General features: G+C 68.1%; 17 protein-coding genes and 1 tRNA gene. 10 read left to right on the top strand and 8 right to left on the bottom strand.

Annotated elements, in window-relative coordinates; translation table 11 throughout:
- Positions 1-22 precede the first annotated feature (22 nt).
- From ACSDHM_RS18305 to ACSDHM_RS18295, 3 genes are all read left to right on the top strand, one after another.
- Positions 23-463: a hypothetical protein gene (locus ACSDHM_RS18305; protein WP_005420284.1), complete on the top strand. Its 441-nt coding sequence runs from the start codon at positions 23-25 to the stop codon at positions 461-463.
- A gap of 160 nt (positions 464-623) precedes the next feature.
- On the top strand, positions 624-884 hold the full coding sequence (locus ACSDHM_RS18300; protein ID WP_014648833.1) for a YcgL domain-containing protein: 261 nt from the start codon (positions 624-626) through the stop codon (positions 882-884).
- Positions 877-4,215 carry an ankyrin repeat domain-containing protein gene (locus tag ACSDHM_RS18295; RefSeq protein ID WP_227837069.1) on the top strand — a complete coding sequence of 1,113 codons (3,339 nt, stop codon included), beginning with the start codon at positions 877-879 and terminating at the stop codon, positions 4,213-4,215. The genes ACSDHM_RS18300 and ACSDHM_RS18295 overlap by 8 nt, the downstream gene beginning before the upstream one ends.
- Positions 4,216-4,349: 134 nt before the next feature.
- Here the strand turns inward: ACSDHM_RS18295 and ACSDHM_RS18290 are convergent, their stop codons facing one another.
- Entirely contained in the window at positions 4,350-6,128 is a 1,779-nt protein-coding gene (locus ACSDHM_RS18290) for a monovalent cation:proton antiporter-2 (CPA2) family protein (protein ID WP_072168053.1), read from the bottom strand.
- 344 nt (positions 6,129-6,472) lie between these two features.
- Between ACSDHM_RS18290 and mgtE the strand changes: the two genes are divergently transcribed.
- Together mgtE and ACSDHM_RS18280 are read left to right on the top strand one after the other, a co-directional pair.
- Complete coding sequence (gene mgtE, locus ACSDHM_RS18285; RefSeq protein ID WP_061478973.1) at positions 6,473-7,843, top strand: magnesium transporter; 1,371 nt, start codon at positions 6,473-6,475, stop codon at positions 7,841-7,843.
- 85 nt (positions 7,844-7,928) lie between these two features.
- A complete protein-coding gene (locus ACSDHM_RS18280; RefSeq protein ID WP_088497005.1) occupies positions 7,929-10,655 on the top strand; it encodes a bifunctional acetate--CoA ligase family protein/GNAT family N-acetyltransferase in 2,727 nt (908 codons plus the stop codon).
- Positions 10,656-10,710: 55 nt separating this feature from the next.
- On the opposite strand, the gene ACSDHM_RS18275 is transcribed toward ACSDHM_RS18280, so the two are convergent.
- Positions 10,711-11,091, bottom strand: a complete 381-nt coding sequence (locus ACSDHM_RS18275) for a YbjQ family protein (protein ID WP_072168051.1) — start codon at positions 11,089-11,091, stop codon at positions 10,711-10,713.
- A gap of 139 nt (positions 11,092-11,230) precedes the next feature.
- Between ACSDHM_RS18275 and ACSDHM_RS18270 the strand changes: the two genes are divergently transcribed.
- Positions 11,231-11,938, top strand: a complete 708-nt coding sequence (locus ACSDHM_RS18270; protein ID WP_072168050.1) for an alpha/beta fold hydrolase — start codon at positions 11,231-11,233, stop codon at positions 11,936-11,938.
- A gap of 115 nt (positions 11,939-12,053) precedes the next feature.
- On the opposite strand, the gene dkgB is transcribed toward ACSDHM_RS18270, so the two are convergent.
- Together dkgB and ACSDHM_RS18260 are read right to left on the bottom strand one after the other, a co-directional pair.
- The gene (dkgB, locus tag ACSDHM_RS18265) at positions 12,054-12,863 is read right to left on the bottom strand and encodes a 2,5-didehydrogluconate reductase DkgB (protein WP_072168049.1); all 810 of its coding nucleotides are present in this window, start codon (positions 12,861-12,863) and stop codon (positions 12,054-12,056) included.
- A gap of 246 nt (positions 12,864-13,109) precedes the next feature.
- The gene (locus tag ACSDHM_RS18260) at positions 13,110-15,230 is read right to left on the bottom strand and encodes a methyl-accepting chemotaxis protein (RefSeq protein ID WP_188241455.1); all 2,121 of its coding nucleotides are present in this window, start codon (positions 15,228-15,230) and stop codon (positions 13,110-13,112) included.
- 183 nt (positions 15,231-15,413) lie between these two features.
- Between ACSDHM_RS18260 and ACSDHM_RS18255 the strand changes: the two genes are divergently transcribed.
- Positions 15,414-15,869, top strand: a complete 456-nt coding sequence (locus ACSDHM_RS18255; protein ID WP_072168047.1) for an Rrf2 family transcriptional regulator — start codon at positions 15,414-15,416, stop codon at positions 15,867-15,869.
- Entirely contained in the window at positions 15,859-16,764 is a 906-nt protein-coding gene (locus ACSDHM_RS18250; protein ID WP_188241453.1) for an NAD(P)/FAD-dependent oxidoreductase, read from the top strand. The genes ACSDHM_RS18255 and ACSDHM_RS18250 overlap by 11 nt, the downstream gene beginning before the upstream one ends.
- 110 nt (positions 16,765-16,874) lie before the next feature.
- Here the strand turns inward: ACSDHM_RS18250 and ACSDHM_RS18245 are convergent, their stop codons facing one another.
- The 4 genes from ACSDHM_RS18245 to ACSDHM_RS18230 all read right to left on the bottom strand — a co-directional run bounded on the left by ACSDHM_RS18245 (position 16,875) and on the right by ACSDHM_RS18230 (position 21,310).
- The gene (locus tag ACSDHM_RS18245) at positions 16,875-18,095 is read right to left on the bottom strand and encodes an RtcB family protein (RefSeq protein WP_005420260.1); all 1,221 of its coding nucleotides are present in this window, start codon (positions 18,093-18,095) and stop codon (positions 16,875-16,877) included.
- 56 nt (positions 18,096-18,151) lie between these two features.
- Positions 18,152-19,276 carry a slipin family protein gene (locus ACSDHM_RS18240; RefSeq protein ID WP_088497010.1) on the bottom strand — a complete coding sequence of 375 codons (1,125 nt, stop codon included), beginning with the start codon at positions 19,274-19,276 and terminating at the stop codon, positions 18,152-18,154.
- Positions 19,277-19,633: 357 nt separating this feature from the next.
- A tRNA-Gln gene (locus tag ACSDHM_RS18235) sits at positions 19,634-19,704 on the bottom strand.
- 649 nt (positions 19,705-20,353) lie between these two features.
- Positions 20,354-21,310, bottom strand: a complete 957-nt coding sequence (locus ACSDHM_RS18230) for an aldo/keto reductase (RefSeq protein WP_053496774.1) — start codon at positions 21,308-21,310, stop codon at positions 20,354-20,356.
- Positions 21,311-21,479: 169 nt separating this feature from the next.
- On the opposite strand from ACSDHM_RS18230, the gene ACSDHM_RS18225 reads away from it, so the two are divergent.
- Together ACSDHM_RS18225 and ACSDHM_RS18220 are read left to right on the top strand one after the other, a co-directional pair.
- Complete coding sequence (locus ACSDHM_RS18225) at positions 21,480-22,337, top strand: class I SAM-dependent methyltransferase (protein WP_061478983.1); 858 nt, start codon at positions 21,480-21,482, stop codon at positions 22,335-22,337.
- Between the two features lie 242 nt (positions 22,338-22,579).
- The gene (locus ACSDHM_RS18220) at positions 22,580-23,119 is read left to right on the top strand and encodes a pseudouridine synthase (protein ID WP_072168044.1); all 540 of its coding nucleotides are present in this window, start codon (positions 22,580-22,582) and stop codon (positions 23,117-23,119) included.
- The last annotated feature ends 31 nt before the right edge of the window (positions 23,120-23,150 follow it).

The following is a 23,150-nucleotide window of genomic DNA, read 5'->3' as shown; positions in this document are numbered from 1 at the left end:
CCCTCGACAAGGAGATGTTCCGATGCGCCGCACTCTCATGATCGCCACGGCTACCGCGCTGCTGGCCCTGACTTCCACCGCTTCCGCCCGCGACACGCGTGTCGAACAGTCCCTGCAGGAACTGGTCAATTCGCAGGCCGCCAAGGACGCCGGCATCGACGGCAGCGTGCGCTTCTATCTGGCCGGCCAGCCGGTCAGCGTGCAGCAGCGCCTGGGCGAAGACGTGACCAACAAGAAGACCAACGCCGCCAACAAGAGCGATGCCGAGGCCTGCCGCTGGGTTGCGCTGTCGGCACTGCGCGCGCTGCAGGACGGTGCCAAGTCGCGCGGCGCCAACGCCGTGGTCGACATCGTCAGCTATTACAAGAAGAACGAGTTCAAGAGCAGCACCAACTACGAGTGCTACGCCGGTGCCATCCTCGCGGGTGTCGCGCTGAAGGGCACCTACGCCAAGGTCAAGTAAGCGCCCGTGTGGCGGCGGCGCAGCCTGAACGTCGCCGCCACATTGCTGAACCCCGCAGGCGAAACGCCGCCGATCGCGCCGCCATCGTCGGCTGACGGCTTTCCCCGGTGTCGGCTTTCCGACACAATCATGGCTCTTCCCGGGTTATCGTCCCGCGGACATGCACGCCTACGTCTATAAAAGCCAACTCAAGCCGGACACCTACGTCTACGTTCCCCGACGCGATGATTTCAGCGCGCTGCCCGCGCCGCTGCTCACCTCGCTGGGGACGCTCGCCTTCGTGCTGGAGGTGGCCCTGGATGCCCAGCGCCGCCTGGCACAGGCTGACCCGGAAAAGGTCCGCAGCGAAATGAGCGAGCGCGGGTTCTACCTGCAGGTGCCGCCGTCGGTGGCCAGCCTGATGCCGCGCCACTATGACTGACGCCTCCCGTCCGCGCATTCTGTCAATTGCCTTCGCCGCGGGCGCCGTGCTGGCGCTGGGCGCCGCCGTGGGCGGCGTTCCGGGTGCGGTCCTTGCCGCACTGGCGCAGCCCGCGTTCGCGTTGGCGATATCGTGGTGGCGCCGCAGCCGCGCGCTGCTGCCGCTGAAGGTGGTCGCACGCCAGGACCTGCCGGCGCTGCTGGCCTTGTGGGCAGCCGCCCCGCTGTTGCTGGCGCTGCTGCTGGCCTGGCCGCTCGCAGCACTGCGTGACAGCGGCAGCCTGGCGGCAGTGCTTGGCCTGAGCGTACTGGTCAGTGCCGGCCTGTTGGCGGCCTGGCGCACCTGGCCATTGTGGAACGATGTCGAACGCCTGGATGGCAGCCTGGCCCAGCACTGGCAGGCGCTGGCGGGGCGCGACCTGACTGCCTGGCGTGGCCTCGGCGTGGCCGCGCTGGTCATTGCGCTGGCCGCGCTGGTGGTGCTGCCGGCCTGGCCGGGCCTGTTGCCGGAAAGCGCGCGCTGGCCCGCCGCACTGGCGGTCGTACTGCTGTCGCCGGTGCTGCACCTGCTGCTGCAGCGGGTCGCGCCTGCGCCGCTGGTGTCGCTGCGCTCCAGCCCGTTGGCGGCGTCCAGCGCTGAACCCGAACCGATGTTCGCAGCGGCGGCCGAAACCGTGCCGCTGGAGGCGATGGCGCCGCAGGAACTGACACCGGCGCTGTATGAAGCCGCCCGCCAGGGCCGCATCGACCGGGGCCTGCAGCTGCTGCAGGCCGGTGCCGATCCGTATGCGCTGCCGGACCCGAACTGGCGTGACCAGCGCAGCCTGGCGGTGCTGGCTGCGGTGCTGCCGGACCTGCGCCTGCTGCGCGAACTGATTGCCCGCGGCGTCGATGTGAATGCGCCGCACCGGGGCATGACCCCGCTGCTGGCGGCGACCCGCGACAGCTGGCATGGCCGCCCCGAAGCGGTGATGACCCTGCTCGCCAACGGCGCCGACTCGCGTGCCACCGACAGTGATGGCAACACCCCGCTGCACCATGCCGCACGCAGTTCCGACCCGGGGGTGGCCGCGCTGCTGCGCGATGCCGCTGCCGAAGTCGATGCGCTGAACCGTGATGGCTGGTCGCCGCTGGCGGTGGCCTGCCAGGTGGGCAACTGGCGTCTGGCCCGCTTCCTGCTCGAACGCGGTGCACGCTGCGAACCGGCCGATGGCACCCCGGTGCTGCTGGCCGCCGCCGCCACCGAGGATGATGATCCGGCGGGCGTGCAGCTGCTGCTCAAGCACAAGGCACGGGCCGACGCCCGCGATCGCCAGCGCCGCAGTGCGCTGCATGAGGCGGCCCTGGCCGGCCATGTCGAGATCATCGGCGTGCTGCTCGGCGCGGGCGCCAATCTGGAGGCGCGCGATGCACTGGGGCGTACGCCGTGGCTGGAAGCGGCCCGTGCCGGTCGCGCCGCCGCGATCGAGCACCTGCTGCCGCACAAGCCGGACCTGGTCGCGGTGGACGGCGAAGGCCGCAATGCGGTGCAGCTGGCGGCGATGGCCGAGGATGTCTCGCCGCTGCTGATCAAGCGCCTGGTCGAACTGGGCATCGCGGCCGATGCCACCGATCCGCTCGGCCGCCGTGCGGTGGACTACGCCGCCGAGGCCGGCCGCTGGGCGATCGTAGCCCTGCTGGACCCGTCCTATCCGTTGCCGGCCGCGGTCAGTGATGGCCTGGCCGATCGTGGCGAAGCGGCCAGTGCCAGCGGCCTGCTGCCGGATCGTCCGCCGCTGACCCTGCTGCGCGAGGCCCTGGGCTTCGGCAATACCGACGGCATGGCGGCGCTGGCCAGGCTGTGCCAGCCGGAGGAACTGGGCGGGCTGCTGCTCGATCCGGAGTTGGCGCTGGAACCGCGTGCGGTGGACTGGCTGCTGGGCCACGGCGCCGATCCCTATGTGCGTGATGCCTGCTCCGATACGCCGATGTTCGCGCTGTTGTCGCGCGGCATCGATGCGGTGCCGGCGTTGCAGGTGATGCTGCAGCGTGGCCTGTCGCCGGCCGGCCGCGGTGGCCTGGCGCGCTTCCTTGCTGCCTGCGCACAGCACGACCAGGCCGCGCGCGGCCTGGAACAGCTGGCACTGGAACTGCTTGAGCGTGGCGCCGATCCGTTCGCCGCCTCGCCGGCGGGCGATCCGCCGCTGTCGCTGGCGGTGCGCCTGGGCTGGCTGCGCCTGCAGCAGGCCCTGCTCAAGGCGGGCGTCGATCGTGAAGCGCGCGACAGCCATGGCATGACCGCATTGCACCTGGCCACCGCATTGGCCCGCGAAGGCGCGCTTAAGCTACTGGTGCAGCATGGTGCCTCGCCCGAAGCACGTGCCGCCGACGGCCAGACACCGCTGGGCGTGGCGCTGTCGATCGGTCGCCGCGATCTGGCCGACTGGCTCGATTGGCGGGTGTGGCCGTTGCCGCGCCGGACCCTGCGCGAGGCCGATCTGCCGGCCGCCGCAATGGCCGGTGACGTCGATGCAGTGCGCCGCCTCATCGATCTGGGCTTCGCCGTCGACGCGGTCGACGCACAGGGCTGCACCGCGCTGCTGCGTGCTGCCGGTGGCGGCCACCTGGCGGTAACCGACCTGCTGCTGGCGCGCGGCGCCGATCCGCAGCACGCGGCGGCCAGTGGCGCGACGCCGCTGTCGGCGGCGGTCAGCATGCGCCAGGTGGACATCGTTTCGGCCCTGCTCGACGCTGGCGCCAAGCTGGAACACCGCCTGCCGGGTGGCGTGACGGTACTGATGCTGGCCTCCGCGCTGGGCCTTCCGGACATCGTCGCGCGCCTGCTCACGGCGGGTGCCGACGTGCATGCCGGTGACGCGCAGCAGCTGGGTCCGCTGCACTGTGCCGCGCTGTACGGTTTCAGTGCCCGCGACCGCTCGCGCCTGCTGGCCCTGCTCGACACCCTGCTGCTGGCCGGTGCCGAACCGGACCAGGCCGCCGCTGGTGCTGTCACGCCGCTGCTGCTGCTGCTGGGCGCGCGCGCCGAGCCGGGTACCGCCTGCGACGAGCAGGTGGTGATGGCCGCAGTGGAGCGCCTGCTGGACGAGGACGTAAGCCTGGACGTACGCGACCCGCGCGGCTTCGGCCCGCTGCACCTGGCCGCGCTGCATGGCCTGCCGTTGCTGGTGCAGCGCCTGCTGCGCGCCGGCGCCGATCCTGAAGCGCGCGACAGCCTCAACCGCAGTCCGCGCGAGATCGCAGTGATGCGCGGCTTCATCGACGTGGCTGGCGAGTTCGAGCCGCGCGTGCCGGGCGTCTCCTCGATGGCCCGGTTCCTGCGCGACAACGGCTGATCCCTGGAAAAGCGTAGTGCCGGCCGCTGGCCGGCTACCTCATGACATCTCCGGGATCACGGGATTGCCGGCCAGCAGCCGGCACTACCGGGTCCGCCATCGATCAGGTGGATGCCGACCGTTGGCCGGCACACCTACTCGCCGTCGCTTTCCGCGTCAGCTTCGAACAGGTGCATCAGGTCGTTGCGTGCATCACGCGAGGTCTGGATCACCGCGGCCTCGTCGTCGTACACCAGGTACTGGTCGCGCAGCAGCTGTTCATCATGCTCACGGAAACGCTGCACATGGCGCTCGGCCACGTCCGGTGCCACGCCCAATGCGGTCAGCACGCGCCCGCTCATTTCCAGACTGGTGCCGAACACTTCGCGGAACGGCTCGGCCGACATGTCCATCAGTCGCCAGGCATGCTGGCGGTTGCGTGCACGCGCCAGCACCTTCGCGTCCGGGTACAGCCGGCGCACCATGCGCACCGCGCGCAGGTTGGTCTCCGGGTCGTCCACGGTGATGACGAACACATCGATGTGTTCGCCACCCGCTGCACGCAGCATCTCCGGGCGGGTCGGGTCGCCGTAGTACAGCTGGTTGCCGAAGCGGCGCAGGTCGGCCACGGTGTCCGGGTTCGCCTCCAGCGCCACGAACGGCACCTTCTGTGCGGTCAGCAGGCGTGCGATCACCTGGCCGAAGCGGCCCATGCCGGCGATCAGCACCTTGGGCCGGTTGTCCGGTGCCACCTTGTCGGCCTCGGCGGTCCCGCGCGGTGGAGCCTTCTCCTGGCCGAGCAGCTTGAGCAGCGCGATCATCAGCAGTGGCGTGATCGCCATCGACAGGCCGACGATCGCCACCAGTCGATCGTGATTGGCGTTGCCGAGCAGGTGCGCGCGCTGCGCTTCGTTGAACACCACGAAGGCGAACTCGCCCCCCAGCCACAGCACGCTGCCCAGCAGCAGCGACTGCCGCGGACTGAGCTTTGCAATACGGCCAATCACATACAGCAGGCTGAACTTGACCACCAGCAGGATCGCCACGCCGGCGGCGATCAGCCACGGCTCTGCGGCGATGCGGTCGAGATCGATGCCCATGCCCACCGCGATGAAGAACAGCCCCAGCAGCAGGCCCTTGAACGGCTCGATCTGCGCTTCCAGTTCGTGCCGGAACTCCGAATCGGACAGCAGCACCCCGGCCAGGAACGCGCCCAGGCTGGGGCTGAGGCCCGCTTCCTGCATGAACCAGGCAGTGCCCAGCACCACCAGCAGAGCGGTGGCGGTGAACACTTCCGGGCTACGGGTGCGCGCGATGATGCTGAACACCTTGCGCAGCACCGGTCGCCCGCACAGGATCACCACGGCCAGCGCGCCGAGGGCCACGGCGGCGTCTTCCCAGCGCAGGGTCTCGTTCTTCGCCCCGCCCAGCAGCGGGATGGCCGCCAGCAGCGGGATCGCGATCAGGTCCTGGAACAGCAGGATGGCAAAACCCAGCCGGCCATGGTCGCTGTTGATCGCCTTGTGCTCGGACAGCAGCTGCAGGCCTACCGCGGTGGATGACAGCGCCAGCGCAACACCGACCACCAGCGCGCTCTTCCACTGGAAGTGGTCGAGCAGCAGCAGGCCGCCCAGCACCAGCCCGGACATCGCCACCTGCGCCGCGCCCGCGCCGAACACCGAGCGCCGCATCACCTTCAGGCGTGCCGGCGACAGCTCCAGGCCGATCACGAACAGCAGCATCACCACGCCGATCTCGGCCGCGCCGAGGATGCGGTCGGCGTCCTGCACGAAGCCCAGCCCGTCCGGGCCCAGCACCACGCCGGCCGCCAGGTAGCCCAGCACCGCGCCGAAGCCGAACTTCTTGAACACCGGCACGGCAATGACCGCCGCCAGCAGCAGCACCAGGGCCAGTTCCAGACCGCCGCTATGCATGGGAATACCTGGTCATCGGGGAAGCCCGCAGTGCGTCCGTTCGGGTGGGGAAAGCGTGGCGAGCGCCACCCGGCCATTATGCGCGCCGGTCGGTGTATGCACGAGAACAACCGGCCGGCCGGCGCCCGGCGCAGGGATGCCGGGTTGACCTGCATGGCCCGCGGGTCCAGACTGCCCGCCGCTGGCGGCGCGTCCGCCGGCACACGCATCCCGGAGTCCCCAACCCATGTCCAGCGACAGTAGAAGTCGACCTCGTTCGACGCCAGCGATGGCCACCGCCTGACATCGGGACGGTTTGCCTGCGTTGGCGTTGCGCGAGGTCGCACCCCCACAAGGCAAAACCGATGAACCAGAAGCAATTGCTGCGCCCGGTGGCCGATGCCGCCGCATTGGCCGCACCGCTGGCGAACTACAACACCGCCGATGCGGTGGAATTCCTCAACACACTGGAACTGGCCCGCGCTGCGGAAACGCTGGCCGCGCTGCCGTTGCCGCGTGCAGTGAAGATGCTGGAAGCGCCGGAACTGCACCGCAGCGGTGAGCTGGTGGCCGCGCTGCCGCCGGCACGCGCCGCTGCCCTGCTCGGGCTGATGGCTGACGATCGCGCCACCGACATCGTCCACGAGCTGGATGAGGAAGAACGCGCGCGGCTGATCCCGCTGCTGGGCACCGACGCCCGCCAGGCCATCCAGAAGCTGCTGAGCTATCCGCCGAACACCGCCGGCGCGCTGATGACCACCGAGTACGTGGCGGTACCCGCCAGCTGGACCGTGGCGCAGACCCTGCAGCACATCCGACAGGTCGAGCGTACCCGCGAGACGGTGTACGCGATCTACGTGCTGGAGCCGGCCAGCCAGCAGTTGCAGCAGGTGGTGACCATGCGCCGGCTGATCACCGGCCTGCCCGAGGAATCGATCCTGGACGTGGCCCAGGTCAATCCGCCGGTGACGGTGGACGCGCTGATGGACCAGGAAGAAGTGGCGCGGCTGATCCGCCGCCACGACCTGCTGGCGATCCCGGTGGTCGACGCGCAGCAGCAGATGCTCGGCATCGTCACCGTGGACGACGTGCTCGATGCGCTGATCGAGGAATCCACCGAGGACGCGCACAAGTTCGGCGGCATGGAAGCGCTGGACAAGCCGTACATGCAGATCGGCTTCTTCGAGATGCTGCGCAAGCGCGCCGGCTGGCTGAGCGTGCTGTTCCTGGGCGAGATGCTGACCGCCAGCGCGATGCAGCACTACGAGGACGAACTGGCGCGCGCGGTGGTGCTGACCCTGTTCATCCCGTTGATCATGAGTTCGGGCGGCAATTCCGGCTCGCAGGCCACCTCGCTGCTGATCCGCAGCCTGGCGCTGCGCGAACTGCGCCTGCGCGACTGGTGGAAGGTGGCCATCCGCGAGATCCCGACCGGCATGGTGCTGGGTGCCATCCTCGGCTGCCTGGCGATCGTGCGCATCGTGATCTGGCAGCTGGGTGGCCTGCATGACTACGGCGAGCACTGGATCCTGTTGGCGATCACCATCGGTGCCGCGCTGGTCGGCATCGTCACCTTCGGTTCGCTGTCCGGCTCGATGCTGCCCTTCATCCTGAAGCGGCTCGGCTTCGACCCGGCCAGCGCCTCGGCCCCGTTCGTGGCCACCCTGGTGGATGTGACCGGCCTGGTGATCTACTTCAGCATCGCCGCGCTGATCCTGCACGGCACGCTGCTGTAACAGAAAAAGGGGACGGAGGGGATTAAGTCGTTTGTGCACAAACGACTTAATCCCCTCCGTCCCCTTTTTTGGGTACCGTAGGCGCATGAGTACCTACCACCTGCAGTCTGTGTTCCGTCCGCAGTCGGTCGCGGTGATCGGCGGCAGTCCGCGTGAGCGTTCGGCCGGCCGCGCGGTGATGCGTAACCTGCGCGGCACCGGTTTCCCCGGCAAGGTGGCGTGGATCAACCCGCGGCATGCCGAAATCGATGGCATCCGCACGGTCAAGCGCTTGAAGGATCTGGACTGGGTACCGGACCTGGTCGTCATCACCGCACCGGCGGCGATCGTGCCGCAGGTGGTGCGTACCGCCGCCGAGCGCGGCGTGCAGGCGGCGATCATCCTCACCGCGCACCTGGGCGAGGGCCCGGGTTCGTTGTCCGCACAGGTAGAGGCGGTGGCGCGCAAGCATGGCCTGCGCATCCTCGGGCCGCACTGCCTGGGCGTGATCGCGCCGCACGCGCGACTGAATGCCAGTATCGCCGCACATTTCCCGCAGGCAGGCGACCTCGCGCTGATTTCCGAATCCTCGGCGATCGCCGCCGCGCTGGTGGAGTGGGGCGTGGCGCGCTCGGTCGGGTTCTCCGCCGTGGTCTCGCTGGGCGACACGATGGACGTCGACTTCGGCGACCTGCTCGATTACTTCGCCACCGACTACCGCACCCGCGCCATCCTGCTCTATGTCGAGCAGATCAAGGACGCGCGCAAATTCATGTCGGCCGCGCGTGCCGCCGCCCGCGCCAAGCCGGTGGTGGTGGTGAAGTCCGGCCGCGCCGAGCGCGTGCAGCCGGGCAGCCGCGACACCCATGTGCAGGCCCTGGCGCGTGCCGATGATGTGTACGGCGCGGCCTTCAACCGCGCCGGCCTGCTGCGCGTCGGCGCGCTGGACGAGCTGTTCACCGCCGCCGAATCGCTGGGGCGGCTGGGTACCTTCCCCGGTCGTCGCCTGGCCATTCTCAGCAATGGCGGCGGTGTCGGCCGCCTGGCCGTGGACCAGCTGATCGCGCTGCGTGGCACGCTGGCCACCCTGTCCGACAGCACGGTGCAGAAGCTCGATTCGGTATTGCCGCAGGGCTGGTCGCGCAGCAATCCGGTCGACATCGTGGTCGATGCCGATGGCGAGCGCTATGCCGCGGCCATCGAAGCGCTGCTGGCCGACAACGAGAACGACGCGGTGATGGTGGTCAACGTGCCAACCGCGTTCACCTCGTCCGCAGACGCTGCGCAGGCACTGACCCGCACGCTCGGCCTGCGCCCGCGCCATCATCGCGACAAGCCAGTGTTCGCGGTCTGGCTGGGCAACGATGACCAGGCCACCGCCACGCTCAACGCGGCGCGGGTGCCGACCTATCCGACCGAGGCGGAGGCCGTACGCGGCTTCCAGCATCTGGTGCGTTACCGCGAAGCGCAGAACGCCCTGATGGAAACGCCACCCAGCCTGCCGCAGGACTTCAATGTCGATGCGGCGGCCGCGCGAGCGTTGGTTGATGCTGCGCTGGCCAATGGTCAGCAGTGGTTGGACCCGCTGGCCACGCATGAGCTGCTCAAGGCCTACGGCATCCCGTCCGCGCCGGTGATGCACGCGCGTGATGCGCACGAGGCGATGGACCTGGCGCAGCCGCTGCTGGAACGCGGTGCCACGGTCGCGTTGAAGATCCTGTCACCGGACATCCCGCACAAGTCGGAAGTGGACGGCGTGCGCCTGAACCTGTCCACGCTGCCGGCGGTGCAGAGCGCGGCCAACGCGATCCTGTCGCGTGCGCGCCAGCTGCGGCCGGATGCGCGCATCGATGGCCTGCTGGTGCAGCCGACCATCGTCCGCCCGAAGGCGCGCGAACTGATTGTCGGCATCGCCGATGACGCGACGTTCGGCCCGGTGATCGTGGTCGGCCGTGGCGGCACCGCCGTCGAAGTGATCAACGACAAGGCGCTGGCCCTGCCGCCGCTGGACCTGCGCCTGGCCCACGAGCTGATCGGCCAGACCCGCGCTTCGCGCATCCTCAAGGCCTACGGCGATGTGCCCGCCGCCGACGAGCGCGCACTGGCGCTGGCGCTGGTCAAGCTGGCACAGCTGGCCGCCGATATTCCCGAAGTGCGCACGCTGGACATCAACCCGCTGCTGGTCGACAGCAAGGGCATCCTCGCCCTCGACGCGCGCGTGGCAGTGGCACCGTCGCGCATCCTGCACAAGGGCCGTGGCCATCCGCGATTTTCGGTGTTTCCGTATCCGAAGGAGTGGGAGCGCACCATCGAACTGTCCGATGGCGGCCGGGCCTTCGTGCGCCCGGTGCGGCCGGAGGATGACGCGCTGTTCCGTGCGTTCTTCGCCCGTGTCAGCGACGAGGACCTGCGCCTGCGCTTCTTCCAGTCGGTGAAGCACTTCAGCCACGAATTCATCGCGCGCCTGACCCAGCTCGACTACGCGCGCTCGATCGCGCTGGTAGCGATCGAACCGCGCAGCGGCGAGATGCTGGGCGCAGTGCGCCTGCACGCCGATGCCGATTACCACCGTGGCGAGTACGGCATCCTGATCCGCTCGGACCTGAAGGGCCACGGCATCGGCTGGCGGCTGATGGCGATCATGATCGAGTACGCGAAGTGGCTGGGCCTGGACGTGGTCGAAGGCCAGGTGCTGCGCGAGAACAGCACCATGCTGGCGATGTGCCAGAGCCTGGGATTCAAGACCAGGCTGGACCCGGACGACCCGACGGTGATGATGGTGACCTTGCCGGTGCAGCAGGTCGAGGTGCCCGACGTGCCGCCGGTGGCGTAATTCCTGTAGAACCGAGCCTACGCTCGGCTGCTTTTGCGTAGGCTTGGCGGCTGCATCACCGCACCGGCTCTACCACCACCGCCGTGCCATAGCACAGCACTTCGGTCAGCCCGGTCATCACATCGGTGGCGTCGTAGCGCATGCCGATGATCGCGTTGGCACCCAGCTGCCGCGCGTGCTTGACCATGTCGCGGTAGGTTTCCTCGCGAGCCTGTTCGCACAGCTCGGTGTAGATGGTGATGTTGCCACCGAAGAGCGTCTGGATACCGCCCAGGAAGTTGCCGACGATCGAACGCGAGCGCACGGTGATACCGCGCACCACGCCGAGGTTGCGCACGACGCGATGGCCGGGCAGCTCGAAGGCGGTGGTGACCAGCGCATCGTCGAAGCGCAGTGCCGGCGGGGAAGGGGTGCCGCTGTTGTAGGGGGCTGCCATGGTCGCGTCCGTGTCGCTGCCTTCTGTAGAGTCGAGCCATGCTCGACGGGCTGTGCTGCAGTCGAGCATGGCGCGACTCTACAACGCAATCGCCCGTTGCGGCATGGTTCCGTCACCGTGCTGGCGCGACAATATCCCCATGACCGACCGTATCCCCCTGTTGCTGCTGCCCGGCCTGCTCAACGATGCCGAGCTGTGGCGCGCGCAGCTGGCCGACCTGGCCGATATCGCCGACTGCACCGTGGGCGACCAGACCCGTGGCGAGACCCTGCAGGCGGTGGCCGAAGACGTGCTGGCGCAGGCACCGGAGCGCTTTGCGCTGGCCGGGTTCTCGCTGGGCGGCTTCGTGGCCCAGCAGATCCTGCGCATCGCGCCGGAACGGGTGCTGCAGCTGGCGCTGATTGACACCTCGATCCACGCCGACTCGCCGGAGCGCGCCGAGCAGCGGCGCAGCCAGCGCGCCAGCGTGCGTCTGCCGGGGAAGTTCCACGGCTTCGGCGATGTGCTGATGCGCAGCTACATCGACGCCTCGCGGCTGGACGACTACGTGCTGGTGCAGCGCGTGCGCGACATGACCGCTCGCCTGGGCGCGGAAGTGTTCCTGCGCCAGAGCGCACTGGAACGCCGCGATGGCCATGATGTGCTGGCCGGTTACCGCGATCCGCTGCTGATCGTATGTGGCGCCAACGACCGCATTACGCCACTCGCGGTGAGCGAGGAAATGCACGCGATGGTGCCGCACTCGCAGCTGGTGGTGGTGCCCGATTGCGGGCACCTGGCGCCGATGGAGAAACCGGACGAGGTCAGTGCGGCAATGCGTCGGTGGTTGTTGCAGGGCAGGGGATGATCCCCGCGTTCTGGTAGGTGCCGACCTTGGTCGGCACGGCGTTTCATCGATCGGTCAGACGTCTGCGCCGACCAGGGTCGGCGTCTACCAGAGCAGTTGCGCGCCGTCGTTGGAATCAATCCCAGGCCGGCGCGATGCCTTCCGGGTTGGCCAGGCGATGGCCGCGGTCGAGCTTGGCGATCTGTCCCATGTCTTCGTCGGTCAGGCGGATCGCTGCCGCTTCCAGGTTGCTGGCCAGGTTCTCGCGCCTGGTCGAGGACGGAATGACCGAGAAGCCCTGCTGCAGCGCCCAGGCCAGCGCGACCTGCGCCGGCGTGGCCTGGTGGCGGCCGGCAATGGCCTGGATCACCGGGTCCTTGATTACCTCACCATAGGCCAGGCTCATGTAGGCGGTGATGTGGATGCCGTTGTCCTGCAGGAATTTCACCAGCAGGCGGTTCTGCAGGTACGGGTGGATCTCGATCTGGTTGGTGGCGATGGCGCCGGCACCCAGGATGCCGATCGCCTTGCGGGTCTGCGCGATGGTGAAGTTGGAGATGCCGATCTCCTTCGTCAGGCCCTGTGCCTTGGCCTCGGCCAGTGCGGTCAGGTACTCCTCCATCGGCACGTCGACCTTGTCGTTCGGCGACGGCCAGTGGATCAGCGTCAGGTCCACATGATCGGTGCGCAGCTTTTCCAGACTGGTACGCAGGCTGGCCAGCAGCGCTTCGCGCTTGAACTCGGTGATCCAGATCTTGGTGGTCAGGTAGATCTCATCGCGCGGCACGCCGGAATCGGCGATGGCCTGGCCGACTTCGGCTTCGTTGCCGTAGATCTGCGCGGTATCGATGGCGCGGTAGCCGACCTCCAGCGCGTTGCGCACGGAATCGATCACGGTCTGGTCTTTGAGGCGGAAAGTGCCAAGACCGAAGGCGGGGACTGTCATGAGGGGCTCCAGCAGTGGGGGAGGGAGACGGGACTATCCACGAAAGGGTAGGCCAGCGGCCGTGTGCATGCCGGCAACGGTGCATTGCACTGCCGTGTACGACCACAGGCCGTAATGAGTGCGGAACGTTGGTCCGCACTGTTCATGCCGCCACCCATGTAGCGTTGGACGCTGCCGGCCAGCGGCCGGCACTACCCCAGTCCGCGCTCCACGGTGGTGCCGGCCGCTGGCCGGCAACCGGATCCCTCAGGCCGCGCGCGCCAACGCGTCCTTCGCTGTCGCCGTGGCCGACAGGTCGAACACATCGACCGCATCGATCAACCGGTTCGCCTGCTGTTCCAGGCTGCGCGCCGCGGCGCTGGCTTCCTCCACCAGCGCGGCGTTCTGCTGGGTGGTGCCGTCCATCTGGATCACCGTCTGGCTGACCTGTTCGATGCCTGCGCTCTGCTCCTGCGACGCCGCAGAGATCTCGGCCATGATGTCGGTCACGCGCTGCACCGAGGCGACGATCTCGGCCATGGTGTCGCCGGCCTCGCGCACGCGCTGCGCACCCTCACCGACCTGTTCCACCGACGCCTCGATCAGCGACTTGATCTCCTTTGCCGCCGCCGCAGAGCGCTGCGCCAGCGTGCGCACTTCGCTGGCGACCACCGCGAATCCGCGGCCCTGCTCACCGGCGCGTGCCGCTTCCACCGCCGCGTTCAGCGCCAGGATGTTGGTCTGGAACGCGATGCCATCGATCACGCTGATGATGTCGGCGATCTGCCGCGACGACGTTTCGATCGCACCCATGGTCGCCACCACCTGGCCGACCACGCTGCCACCGTGTGAGGCGACACCCTGTGCACCGATCGCCAGCTGGTTGGCCTGGCGCGCGTGTTCGGCGTTCTGGCGCACGGTGGAGGTCAGCTCTTCCATGGATGCCGCGGTCTCTTCCAGATTGGCGGCCTGCTGCTCGGTACGGCGCGACAGGTCATTGTTGCCGGCGGCGATCTCCGCGGCGGCGGTGTGGATGTTGCCGGAGGCGTGCTTGATGTCGGTGACGATGGTCGCCAGCTGCGTGGCGGTGGTATTGGCATCGCCGGCGATACGCGCGAACACACCCTGGAAATCACCGTGCATGCGTGCACCGAGGCGGCCATCGGCGATCGCGCGCAGCATCGTCGAGACTTCGCCGAGGTTCAGTTCTGTGGTCTGCATCAGGCGGTTCAGGCCATCGACCATCGCGCGGAAGTCATGCTCGAAGCGCGCGCTGTCGCCGCGCTGGCTGAAGTCACCGGCGGCCGCCGCTTCGGCCAAGCGGCGGATTTCGCCGTTGATCGCCCCGAGGTTGTGCTTGACCGCATCCAGCGCTTCGGTGATCACTGCCTTCTCGCCGGGCAGGCGTTCCATGTCCTGGCTGAGGTCGCCGACGGCGTAGCGGCCCATGATCGAGATCGCGCGCATCTTCACCCGGATGTGCGCGTCGACCAGCGTGTTGCAGTCGGCCACCATGGTGCCGAACGCGCCGGGGAAGGCAGCGGCGTCCATGCGATGGCTGATGGTGCCGGCCTCGTGCGCCTGGGCCATCGCGGCCTGCGCATCCAGCACGCCGCGCAGCGTGGACTGCAACGCCTGCATCGCCTGGGCGAGGCGTCCGATCTCGTCGCGGCTGCGCACCTGTACCACATGCTGCAGGTCGCCGGCAGCCACTGCGCGTGCAGCGGCTTCCACCGCCAGTACCGGCTGCACCACGGCGCGCCGCAGCCACCAGGACAGGCCGATCAGCAACAGCACGGCGGCCAGCACCGTCAGTGACGCGCACAGCAGCAGGGTCTGCCGCGCCTGCTGCGAACGTGCCGCCAGCGCCGCTTCGGCCACCTGCGTGGCATGCGTGCTCAATGCATCCAGTGCGGTCGCCACCGCGCGATCCTTGCCGCGCACGAGGGTGTCGCCGGCGGCGGGATCGTAGCCTGCCGCGGCAAATGCCTGCAGCGCCGCGTGATAGTCCTGCTGCAGCTGCGCGTGCAGGCCGATGAACGCCTGCGCCAGTTCACGCGTGCGCGCGTCCGGGCTGGTCACCAGGCCCTTGGCCAGCCGTTCGACCAGGCGGCCTTCGTTGTCGAAGGCGTCCAGATGGCGCTGACGCAACGCGTCGTCGTGACCACGCAGCAGCACGTTCTTCCATTCCTGCACCTGGCCGCGGAACTCACGCTGCAGGCGTTCGGCGTCGCGGCTGTGCGCGACTTCGGGTGGAACCTCGGTGGACAACTTGAACCAGGCGGAGGCCAGGCCAGCCAGCGCGCACAGCAGGACCACGGCCAAGCCAACAGAAACCGCGCCGAGCAGCTTGGACTGCAGGCGCGGAGCACGGACAGACGCATTCATCGGGAAGCACTCTCGGGAAGGGGCAATGCGGTATCGACCCGCCAAGCTCCCGCTGAAGTGCGACCAACATCACATTAGCGTTTCGTTTAGTGATGTGAAGAAAGTGTTTCATAGGACAAATGTGTCCATATGGAACGAATACGGACCCTGGACAGGGGATATAAATGTAACTAATGTAGTTACATGAAATCCGCGAACCTGCTCTCTGACGCCCTGCACGTGATGGCGCACCTGGTCGGCCAGGACGGCCCGCGCACCTCCGAGCAGCTGGCGTCCTGCCTGCCGACCCATCCGGTGGTGATCCGCCGCCTGCTGGCGCAGCTGCACAGGGCGGGCCTGGTTCACAGCGCCCGTGGTCATGGCGGTGGCAGCCAGTTGGCCCGCGATGCCGCAGCCATCACCCTGCATGACGTCTACCTGGCGGTGGGCGCACCGTCGCTGGTGCAGGTCGGTACCCGTGATTCCGGCGGTGGCTGCCCGATCCAGCAGCTGGTCAACAGCGCTTTGCTGGAGGGTGCACGCGAAGCACAGCGCCTGCTCGAACAGCGCCTGCGGGCGACCACGCTGGACAAGCTCGGCGCCGACTTCGCCCGCCATCTCGCCCATCACCGTTCCCTGGAAGGTCACCATGAATCCTGATGTGCTCATCGTCGGCGGCAGCTATGCCGGCATTGCTGCGGGCCTGATCCTGGCCCGTGCCCGCCGCGCGGTCACCGTCATCGACGCCGGTTTGCCGCGCAATCGTTTCGCCAGCCATTCGCACGGGGTGCTGGGGCTGGATGGCATCAGCGGTGCCGAGCTGCTGAAGGCCGCGCGCCAGCAGCTGCTGGACTACCCCAGCGTGCGCTGGGTGCATGCCGAGGCCGTGCAGGCCAACGCCAGCGCAGAGGCCGTGGAAGTACGTACCGCCGATGGCCAGGTGCTGGCCGCGCGCAAGCTGCTGCTGGCCAGCGGCATCGCCGACCAGCTGCCGGCGCTGCCGGGTCTGGCCGAGCGCTGGGGCAGCACCGTGCTGCACTGCCCCTACTGCCACGGTTACGAAGTGGGTGGCGGCGCCATCGGCCTGCTTGGTGGCCATCCGATGTCCGCCAGCAAGGCGCCGCTGTTTGCCGACTGGGGCAATGTCACCTTCTTCAGCCAGGGCCTGCCGATCACCGATGAGGAACGGGCTGCCATGCAGCAGCGCGGCGTGCGGATCGAGACGTCGCCGGTGCTGGGCGTGCAGGGCGACCAGCCGACCTGGCTGGAAGTGGAGCTGGCCGATGGCCGCCGCATCGCCCAGCGTGCGCTGTTCGTGCCGGCCACCCAGGTGATGGCCACGCCGCTGGTGCAGCAGCTGGGCTGCACATTGGCCGAGAGCCCGCTGGGCGAGCTGATCGAGGTCGACATGATGAAGCAGACCTCGGTGCCTAACGTGTACGCCGCAGGCGATGCGACCACGGTCGGCAACATCACCCTGGCCATGGCCGAAGGCGTGCGCGCGGGCATCGGCGTGCACCACGCGCTGGTGGCCGAAGACAGCAGCGCGCGCTGAACGTTGCACAGGTAGAGGCCGACCCTGGTCGGCGCCGTTCCATCCACGCATGGCGTGGATCTACTGCAATTGGGTGCGGTGGGTGCCGGCCTTGGCCGGCACCGCCCCATTTACCCCTTCACGCACAACACCTGGCGCAGGGTGTGCACCACGTCGACCAGGTCCAGCTGCGCGGCCATCACATCGTCGATCGACTTGTACGCGGCCGGTGACTCGTCCAGCACGCCGCTGTCCTTGCGGCATTCCACGTGCGCGGTGGCCTCGCGGTGCTGGGCCAGCGTGATCTGCTGGCGCGCGGCGCCACGGCTCATCACCCGGCCGGCACCGTGGCTGCAGCTGTGGAAACTGTCCGCGTTGCCCTTGCCACGCACGATGTAGCTGCGCGTGCCCATGCTGCCGGGAATGATGCCCAGCTCACCCTCGCGGGCACTGACGGCCCCCTTGCGCGTCACCAGCAGCTCCTGCCCGTGGTGCGTTTCCTTCTGCACGTAGTTGTGGTGGCAGTTCACTGCCATCGCCGCCAGCTGGAACTTCGGCAGCCGGTGGCGCATCTCGGCCAGCACGCGCGACATCATCGCCTCGCGGTTCTGCCGGGCGTAGTCCTGCGCCCACGACACGGCTTCGACGTAGTCATCGAACAGCGGCTCGCCTTCCATGAAGAACGCCAGGTCCTTGTCCGGCAGGTGGAAGCCGAGCACGCGCCGGGCCAGTTCCTCGCGCGCCTTCTCGATGAAGTAGGTACCGATCAGGTTGCCGGTGCCGCGCGACCCGCTGTGCAGCATCACCCACACCGTGTCGGTCTCGTCCAGGCACAGTTCGATGAAGTGGTTGCCACCACCCAGCGTCCCGAGCTGGCGGTCGAGCTTGTCGGTACGGATCCTGCGGTGCCTGTCCTTGATCTTCTCCAGGCCGGCGGCCAGCCCGGACTGCACCAGCCGGGTATGGATGCTGTCGGGCATGCGCTGATGCTCGCCGCCGCGCCCGTTGCCGACCGGGATGCTGCGCTCGATGCTGTTGCGCAGCTGCCGCAGGTCATCGGGCAGGTCGTTGGCGCGCAGCGTGGTGCGCACGGCCGCCATGCCGCAGCCGATGTCGACGCCGACCGCCGCCGGGATGATTGCACCGCGGGTCGGGATCACCGAGCCGACGGTCGCGCCCTTGCCCAGGTGCACGTCCGGCATCACCGCCACCCACGGCCCGACGAACGGGATCGCGGCGATGTTGCGCAGCTGCTCATGCGCCTGCGCCTCCAGTGGCACGCCGTTGACCCAGCCCTTGATCGGCGTGCTGCCCTCGGCATGCAGCCATTGATAATTGTGTTGAGTGTCCATGTCTTCGTGTATGTCCTTGATGGGCCGGCGGCGCGTCCCTGCGCCACCGCGACCCCCTACCTGATCGTCACCAGCTGCTTCAGCACGCCGTCCAGGCCGCCGAACACGGTGAGCGTGTCGATCTTCTCGGTGACCTTCTCCAGCGCCTCCAGCTCCTTCAAGCGCATCAGCACCGGGTTGTCCTCGATCAGCTTTGCGGTGTTGAGCTGCGAACGGGTGGCATTGGCCTCCTCGCGGCGGCGGATCACGCTGGCCTGGGCCTGCTTCTCGGCCAGCACCACGCCGTTGAGGATCTCCTTCATCTCGCCCGGCAGGATCACGTCCTTGATGCCCACGCCAAGCAGACGTACACCGTGGCCCTCGATCGCCGCCTGCACATGGGCGGCGATCTCACCGTCCAGTGCTGCCTTGTCGCCCAGCAGCTCGTCCAGGCTGCGCGCGGCAATCGCCTGGCGCAGGCCGAACTGCAGCTGCCGGTAGACAAACTCATCGGCATTGCTGAGCGTGCGGTGTGCCCGCACCGGGTCGACCACCTGCACGGTCGCGGCCAGGTTCACCCGCAGGGTCACCTTGTCGCGGCTGAGCAGCTCCTGGCCGGATACGTCCAGTGACCGTGCACGCAGTTCCACACGCTCCACCGACACGTTGCCGTTGAAGTTCCAGAACGCGTGCAGGCCGGCGTCCAGCGTCTGCCGCAGCGTGCCATCGATGAACAGCAGGCCCACCGACTCGCTCGGCACGCTGCTGATCACCGCCACACGCGGCAGCACGCCCAGCTGGCCCAGGCGCTGCTGCACGTCCGCCGGAATGCGCGGCTCGTCACCCAGCGCCATCACGCGCACCTGGGTGTCGACCGAACCGCGCCAGTACAGGCGACGGCTGCCCGGCGGCAGCACTTCATCGATGCGGCCATTGCGCAGCAACAGGCCAACTTCGCTGGCGCCGACGTTGGCCAGCACGAAGTGCGTCTCCAACTGCGCGCCCAGTGCTTCGATCAGGCTGTCCTGGTCGCTGCCGGTGTAGGCCGCGCCCTTCGATGCGGTGTGGATGTCCACCTGCGGGCGGCCGCCGAACGGCGACAGGCGGTGCACGCCCGGCAGCAGGATCTGCTGGAAACGACGGTTGCGATACACCAGGCCGCGCTCGCCGTCGCCGATCACGACCTTGATGGTCCAGAACATGGGAGTCTCTCCTTGTATGGCTCTGGTGGTTCGACCCGTTGCGGATGAATCACCATGACCCGGGTCGATCAGGTCGTGGCGAGGCCGCCTGCACACCACGTGCAGGCAGCGGAAGAGGGCGGCCATCGGCGGACGGTCCGCGCGCGGAGCCTTCGGTGCACCGGCAGTGCTGCCATCGTCGTTCCCGGCAGGCAGCACCGGGGCGGAACGTGGCTGGCATTGACGGCGGGCCGAGGCCCGGCGTGCGGTCCGCTGCCTTCCACGCCCCCGCCCGAAGGCAGTGACCGTGGACGGCGACGATGGCCGCTGGGGCTTGCGCCCCGGGTGTTGCTTCAATTCATGACGTGACAGGTCATGTGGTTGGAGTGGGAGTCGAACCCACGACAGACGGAATCAGGATCCGTTGCTCTACCCGACTGAGCTATCCAGTGGTGAACCGCGCGGAATCGAACCGCGTACCGGCGAACCGGCGCCTGCCTCCAGCAGGCGATCCAGGCGATGGCTTGTCCGCGACCTCCGGCATACGCCACGGCAACGCCGCGCGCACCAGCCCGTGGTGGAAACGGGACCGTTGGAGAATCGAGGGTGCAGGCCACCGACATTATCGGCGAGCGATAATGTTTGGCTGCAATGCAGATAATGTCCAGGCGTTGCCGTGCACGCGGAGAAAATCCTCCGGCGCGGCAGAAAAACCTGGATCAGTGAGCGGCGGGTTGCCGCGCGGGGTGCAGTTCTGGCATCGCGGGTCCTTGTGCCGACGCAAACGAAAACGCCCCCGGGACTTGCGTTCCGAGGGCGTCGTCAGGCCTCGGAGATCGGGGTGGCCGATCTCCGCAGGGCGGGTATCAGGCCGTTGTCAGCTGGTCTTCCTTGCCGAACGCGCGCGCCGGCCGGTCCATGCGCAGGCATGGCAGCAGTTTGGCGATGGCGACGGAATGCGCGTTCAAGGGAAGTTTCCAGTGGGTGTTGAAGCGAGGTGCGCACGATAAACCACGATTTAGTCGCGTGCAACCATTTTGTTGAATTATTTTCTTCGATGTACGTGTCATGCCGGCCAGCGGCCGGCACAACCGGGTCTCATGATTCGGCGCTGGCGGCATCCAGCTGCGCGACATCCTGCACGCTCAGCGATACGTTGGCTGCGGCCAGCAGGTCGTGCAGCTGTTCGACGCTGGTAGCGCTGACGATCGGCGCGGTGATCGACGGCCGCGCGATCTGCCAGGCCAGTGCGATCTGCGCAGCGCTGGCGCTGTGCTTGCTGGCTACGTCATCCAGCGCCTGCAGGATGCGCAGGCCGCGCGGGTTCAGATAGCGCTTCACCACCGTCTCGCCACGTGCCGGGCTCTTGGCTGCATCGGCCGGCGTGCGGTACTTGCCACTGAGGAAGCCACTGGCCAGCGCGTAGTAGCCGATCACGCCGATCTGCTCGCGCTGCACCAGCGGTTCCAGTTCCTTTTCGTAGCCGGCGCGGTCATACAGGTTGTACTCCGGTTGCAGGGTTTCGTAACGCGGCAACTTGTAGTCGGTGGACACCTTCAGCGCATCGGCCAGGCGCGTGGCGCTGTAGTTGGAAGCACCGATCGCACGCACCTTGCCGGCCTCGATCAGGCGGCCGAACGCGGCCAGCGTGGCTTCCAGCGGCGTCGACTCGTCATCCTCGTGGGCCTGGTACAGATCGATCACGTCGGTCTGCAGCCGGCGCAGCGAATCCTCGACCGCCGCATTGATGTTGTCCGGGGTCAGGCCGGGGCGTTCGGCCCACTTGGCCACCTTGGTCGCCAGCACCACCTTGTCGCGCTTGCCGCTGCGGGCGAACCACTTGCCGATCAGCGTTTCCGATTCCCCGCCCGAATTGCCCGGCACCCAGGCCGAGTAAACGTCGGCGGTGTCGACCAGGTTGAAGCCGGCATCGACGAAGGCATCAAGCAGGGCGAAGCTGGCCTTCTCATCGGCGCTCCAGCCGAACACGTTGCCACCGAAGGCGAGCGGACGTACATGCAGGCCGGAACGGCCCAGTTCGCGGGTTGCCGTCATGGGCACGGACTCCTTGGGGGAAGTGTTCCAGAATAGAACGCGATGTGTGACCGTGCTGCGGCGACGACCACAAAACAGTGTTCCGCGACGCGCACGCCGCTAACGTTTTGTGAACACCTGGGACGCTGCGACTGCTAGTCTCGCCGCATCTTCCGCTGGAGTCGTCCCGATGATGCCTGCTTCGTCCCTGCGTGGTTGCCGACTGCTGCTTGCTTCGGCCCTGCTTGCTGCTGTTCCCGCGTTCGCCGCACCGGCCACGGTGGCACCGGCGAAGATCGAGGTCTTGCCGGCCATCGACGCGGCGGTGAAGGCGCCCACCCGCGATGCCAACAACGTCAAGCGCGATGGCTTCCGCCATCCGGCGCAGACGCTGTCGTTCTTCAAGGTAGCGCCGGAAAAGACCGTCATCGAGATCACCCCCGGCAACGGATGGTATTCGGAAATCCTGGCGCCGCTGCTGCATGACAAGGGCCACTACGTCGCTGCGGTGGTCGATCCGATGGCGGTGCCCGAAGGCCGTGGCCGTGACTACCAGCAGCGCAGCCGCGACAGCCTGGAAAAGAAGTACGCCGGTGCACCCGCGCAGTTCGGCAAGACCGCCGTGGTCGCCTACGATCCGGCCAAGCCGGTGTTCGGCCCGGCCAATTCAGCCGACGTGGTGCTGACCTTCCGCAACGTGCACAACTGGCGCAAGGCCGGCCAGGCGCAGGGCATGTTCCAGGGCTTCTTCAACGTGCTCAAGCCGGGTGGCGTGCTGGGCGTGGTCGAGCATCGCGCCAAGACCGACGTGGCCGACGACGATGACACCGGCTATGTCGGCCAGCAGCAGGTGATCGCGATGGCCGAGGCCGCCGGTTTCAAGCTGGATGCGCGCAGTGAGGTCAACGCCAACCCGCGCGACACCAAGGACCACCCCAACGGCGTGTGGACGCTGCCGCCGACCAACCAGCACGACAAGGCCGATGATGCGAAGTACCAGGCGATCGGCGAAAGCGACCGCATGACCCTGCGTTTCATCAAGCCGTAAGCCGGCACGCCCTGTTGCCAGCGCGGAGTGCCCCGTAGAGCCGAGCCGATGCTCGGCTCATTGCGCGCAGCGCGACGGAGTACAACAGCAGCCGAGCGCGGGCAATGCCGGCCGTCCTGACCGGCACCCTTCGGACCGTCGCACGCGACGTTGGCAGCGGCTCCTGCCGCTGCCTCCGGTTCTACAGTTGCCTGGGCGCGAGGCGTGGGACAATGCCCCACCCGCCGCCCGCCGTGCCTGCAATGCTGATCGCCTTCAACAAGCCCTTCAACGTGCTCTGCCAGTTCACCGACCGCAGCGTGCCGCCGCGGCCGACCCTGGCCGGGTTCGGCCTGCCGCCGCGCGTGTATGCCGCCGGCCGCCTGGACCATGACAGCGAGGGCCTGCTGCTGCTGACCGACAACGGCACGCTGGCGCACAAGCTCACCGACCCCAGGCACAAGGCCGACAAGACCTACTGGGTGCAGGTGGAAGGCACGCCCAGTGACGAGCAGCTGCAACAGCTGCGCGACGGCGTGGTACTCAACGATGGGCCGACCCTGCCGGCGAAGATCGAGCGCCTCGATCCAGCACCATTGCTGTGGACGCGCGATCCGCCGGTACGCTTCCGCAAGACCGTGCCGGACAGCTGGTTGGCGATCACGATCCGCGAAGGCCGCAACCGCCAGGTGCGGCGGATGACAGCGGCAGTGAACCTGCCGACGTTGCGGCTGGTGCGGGTGTCGATGGGACCGTACCGGCTGGAGGACCTGCAGCCCGGACAGTGGCGGCAGATCGGTTGAAACAGAAAGGGCCGGAGGCCTCTCGGCATCC

The organism is Stenotrophomonas sp. T8 (assembly GCF_051853085.1).
Lineage (GTDB): Bacteria > Pseudomonadota > Gammaproteobacteria > Xanthomonadales > Xanthomonadaceae > Stenotrophomonas > Stenotrophomonas sepilia.
Note: the sequence above shows the minus strand (reverse complement) of the source record. Positions and strands in the feature narration are given on the sequence as shown.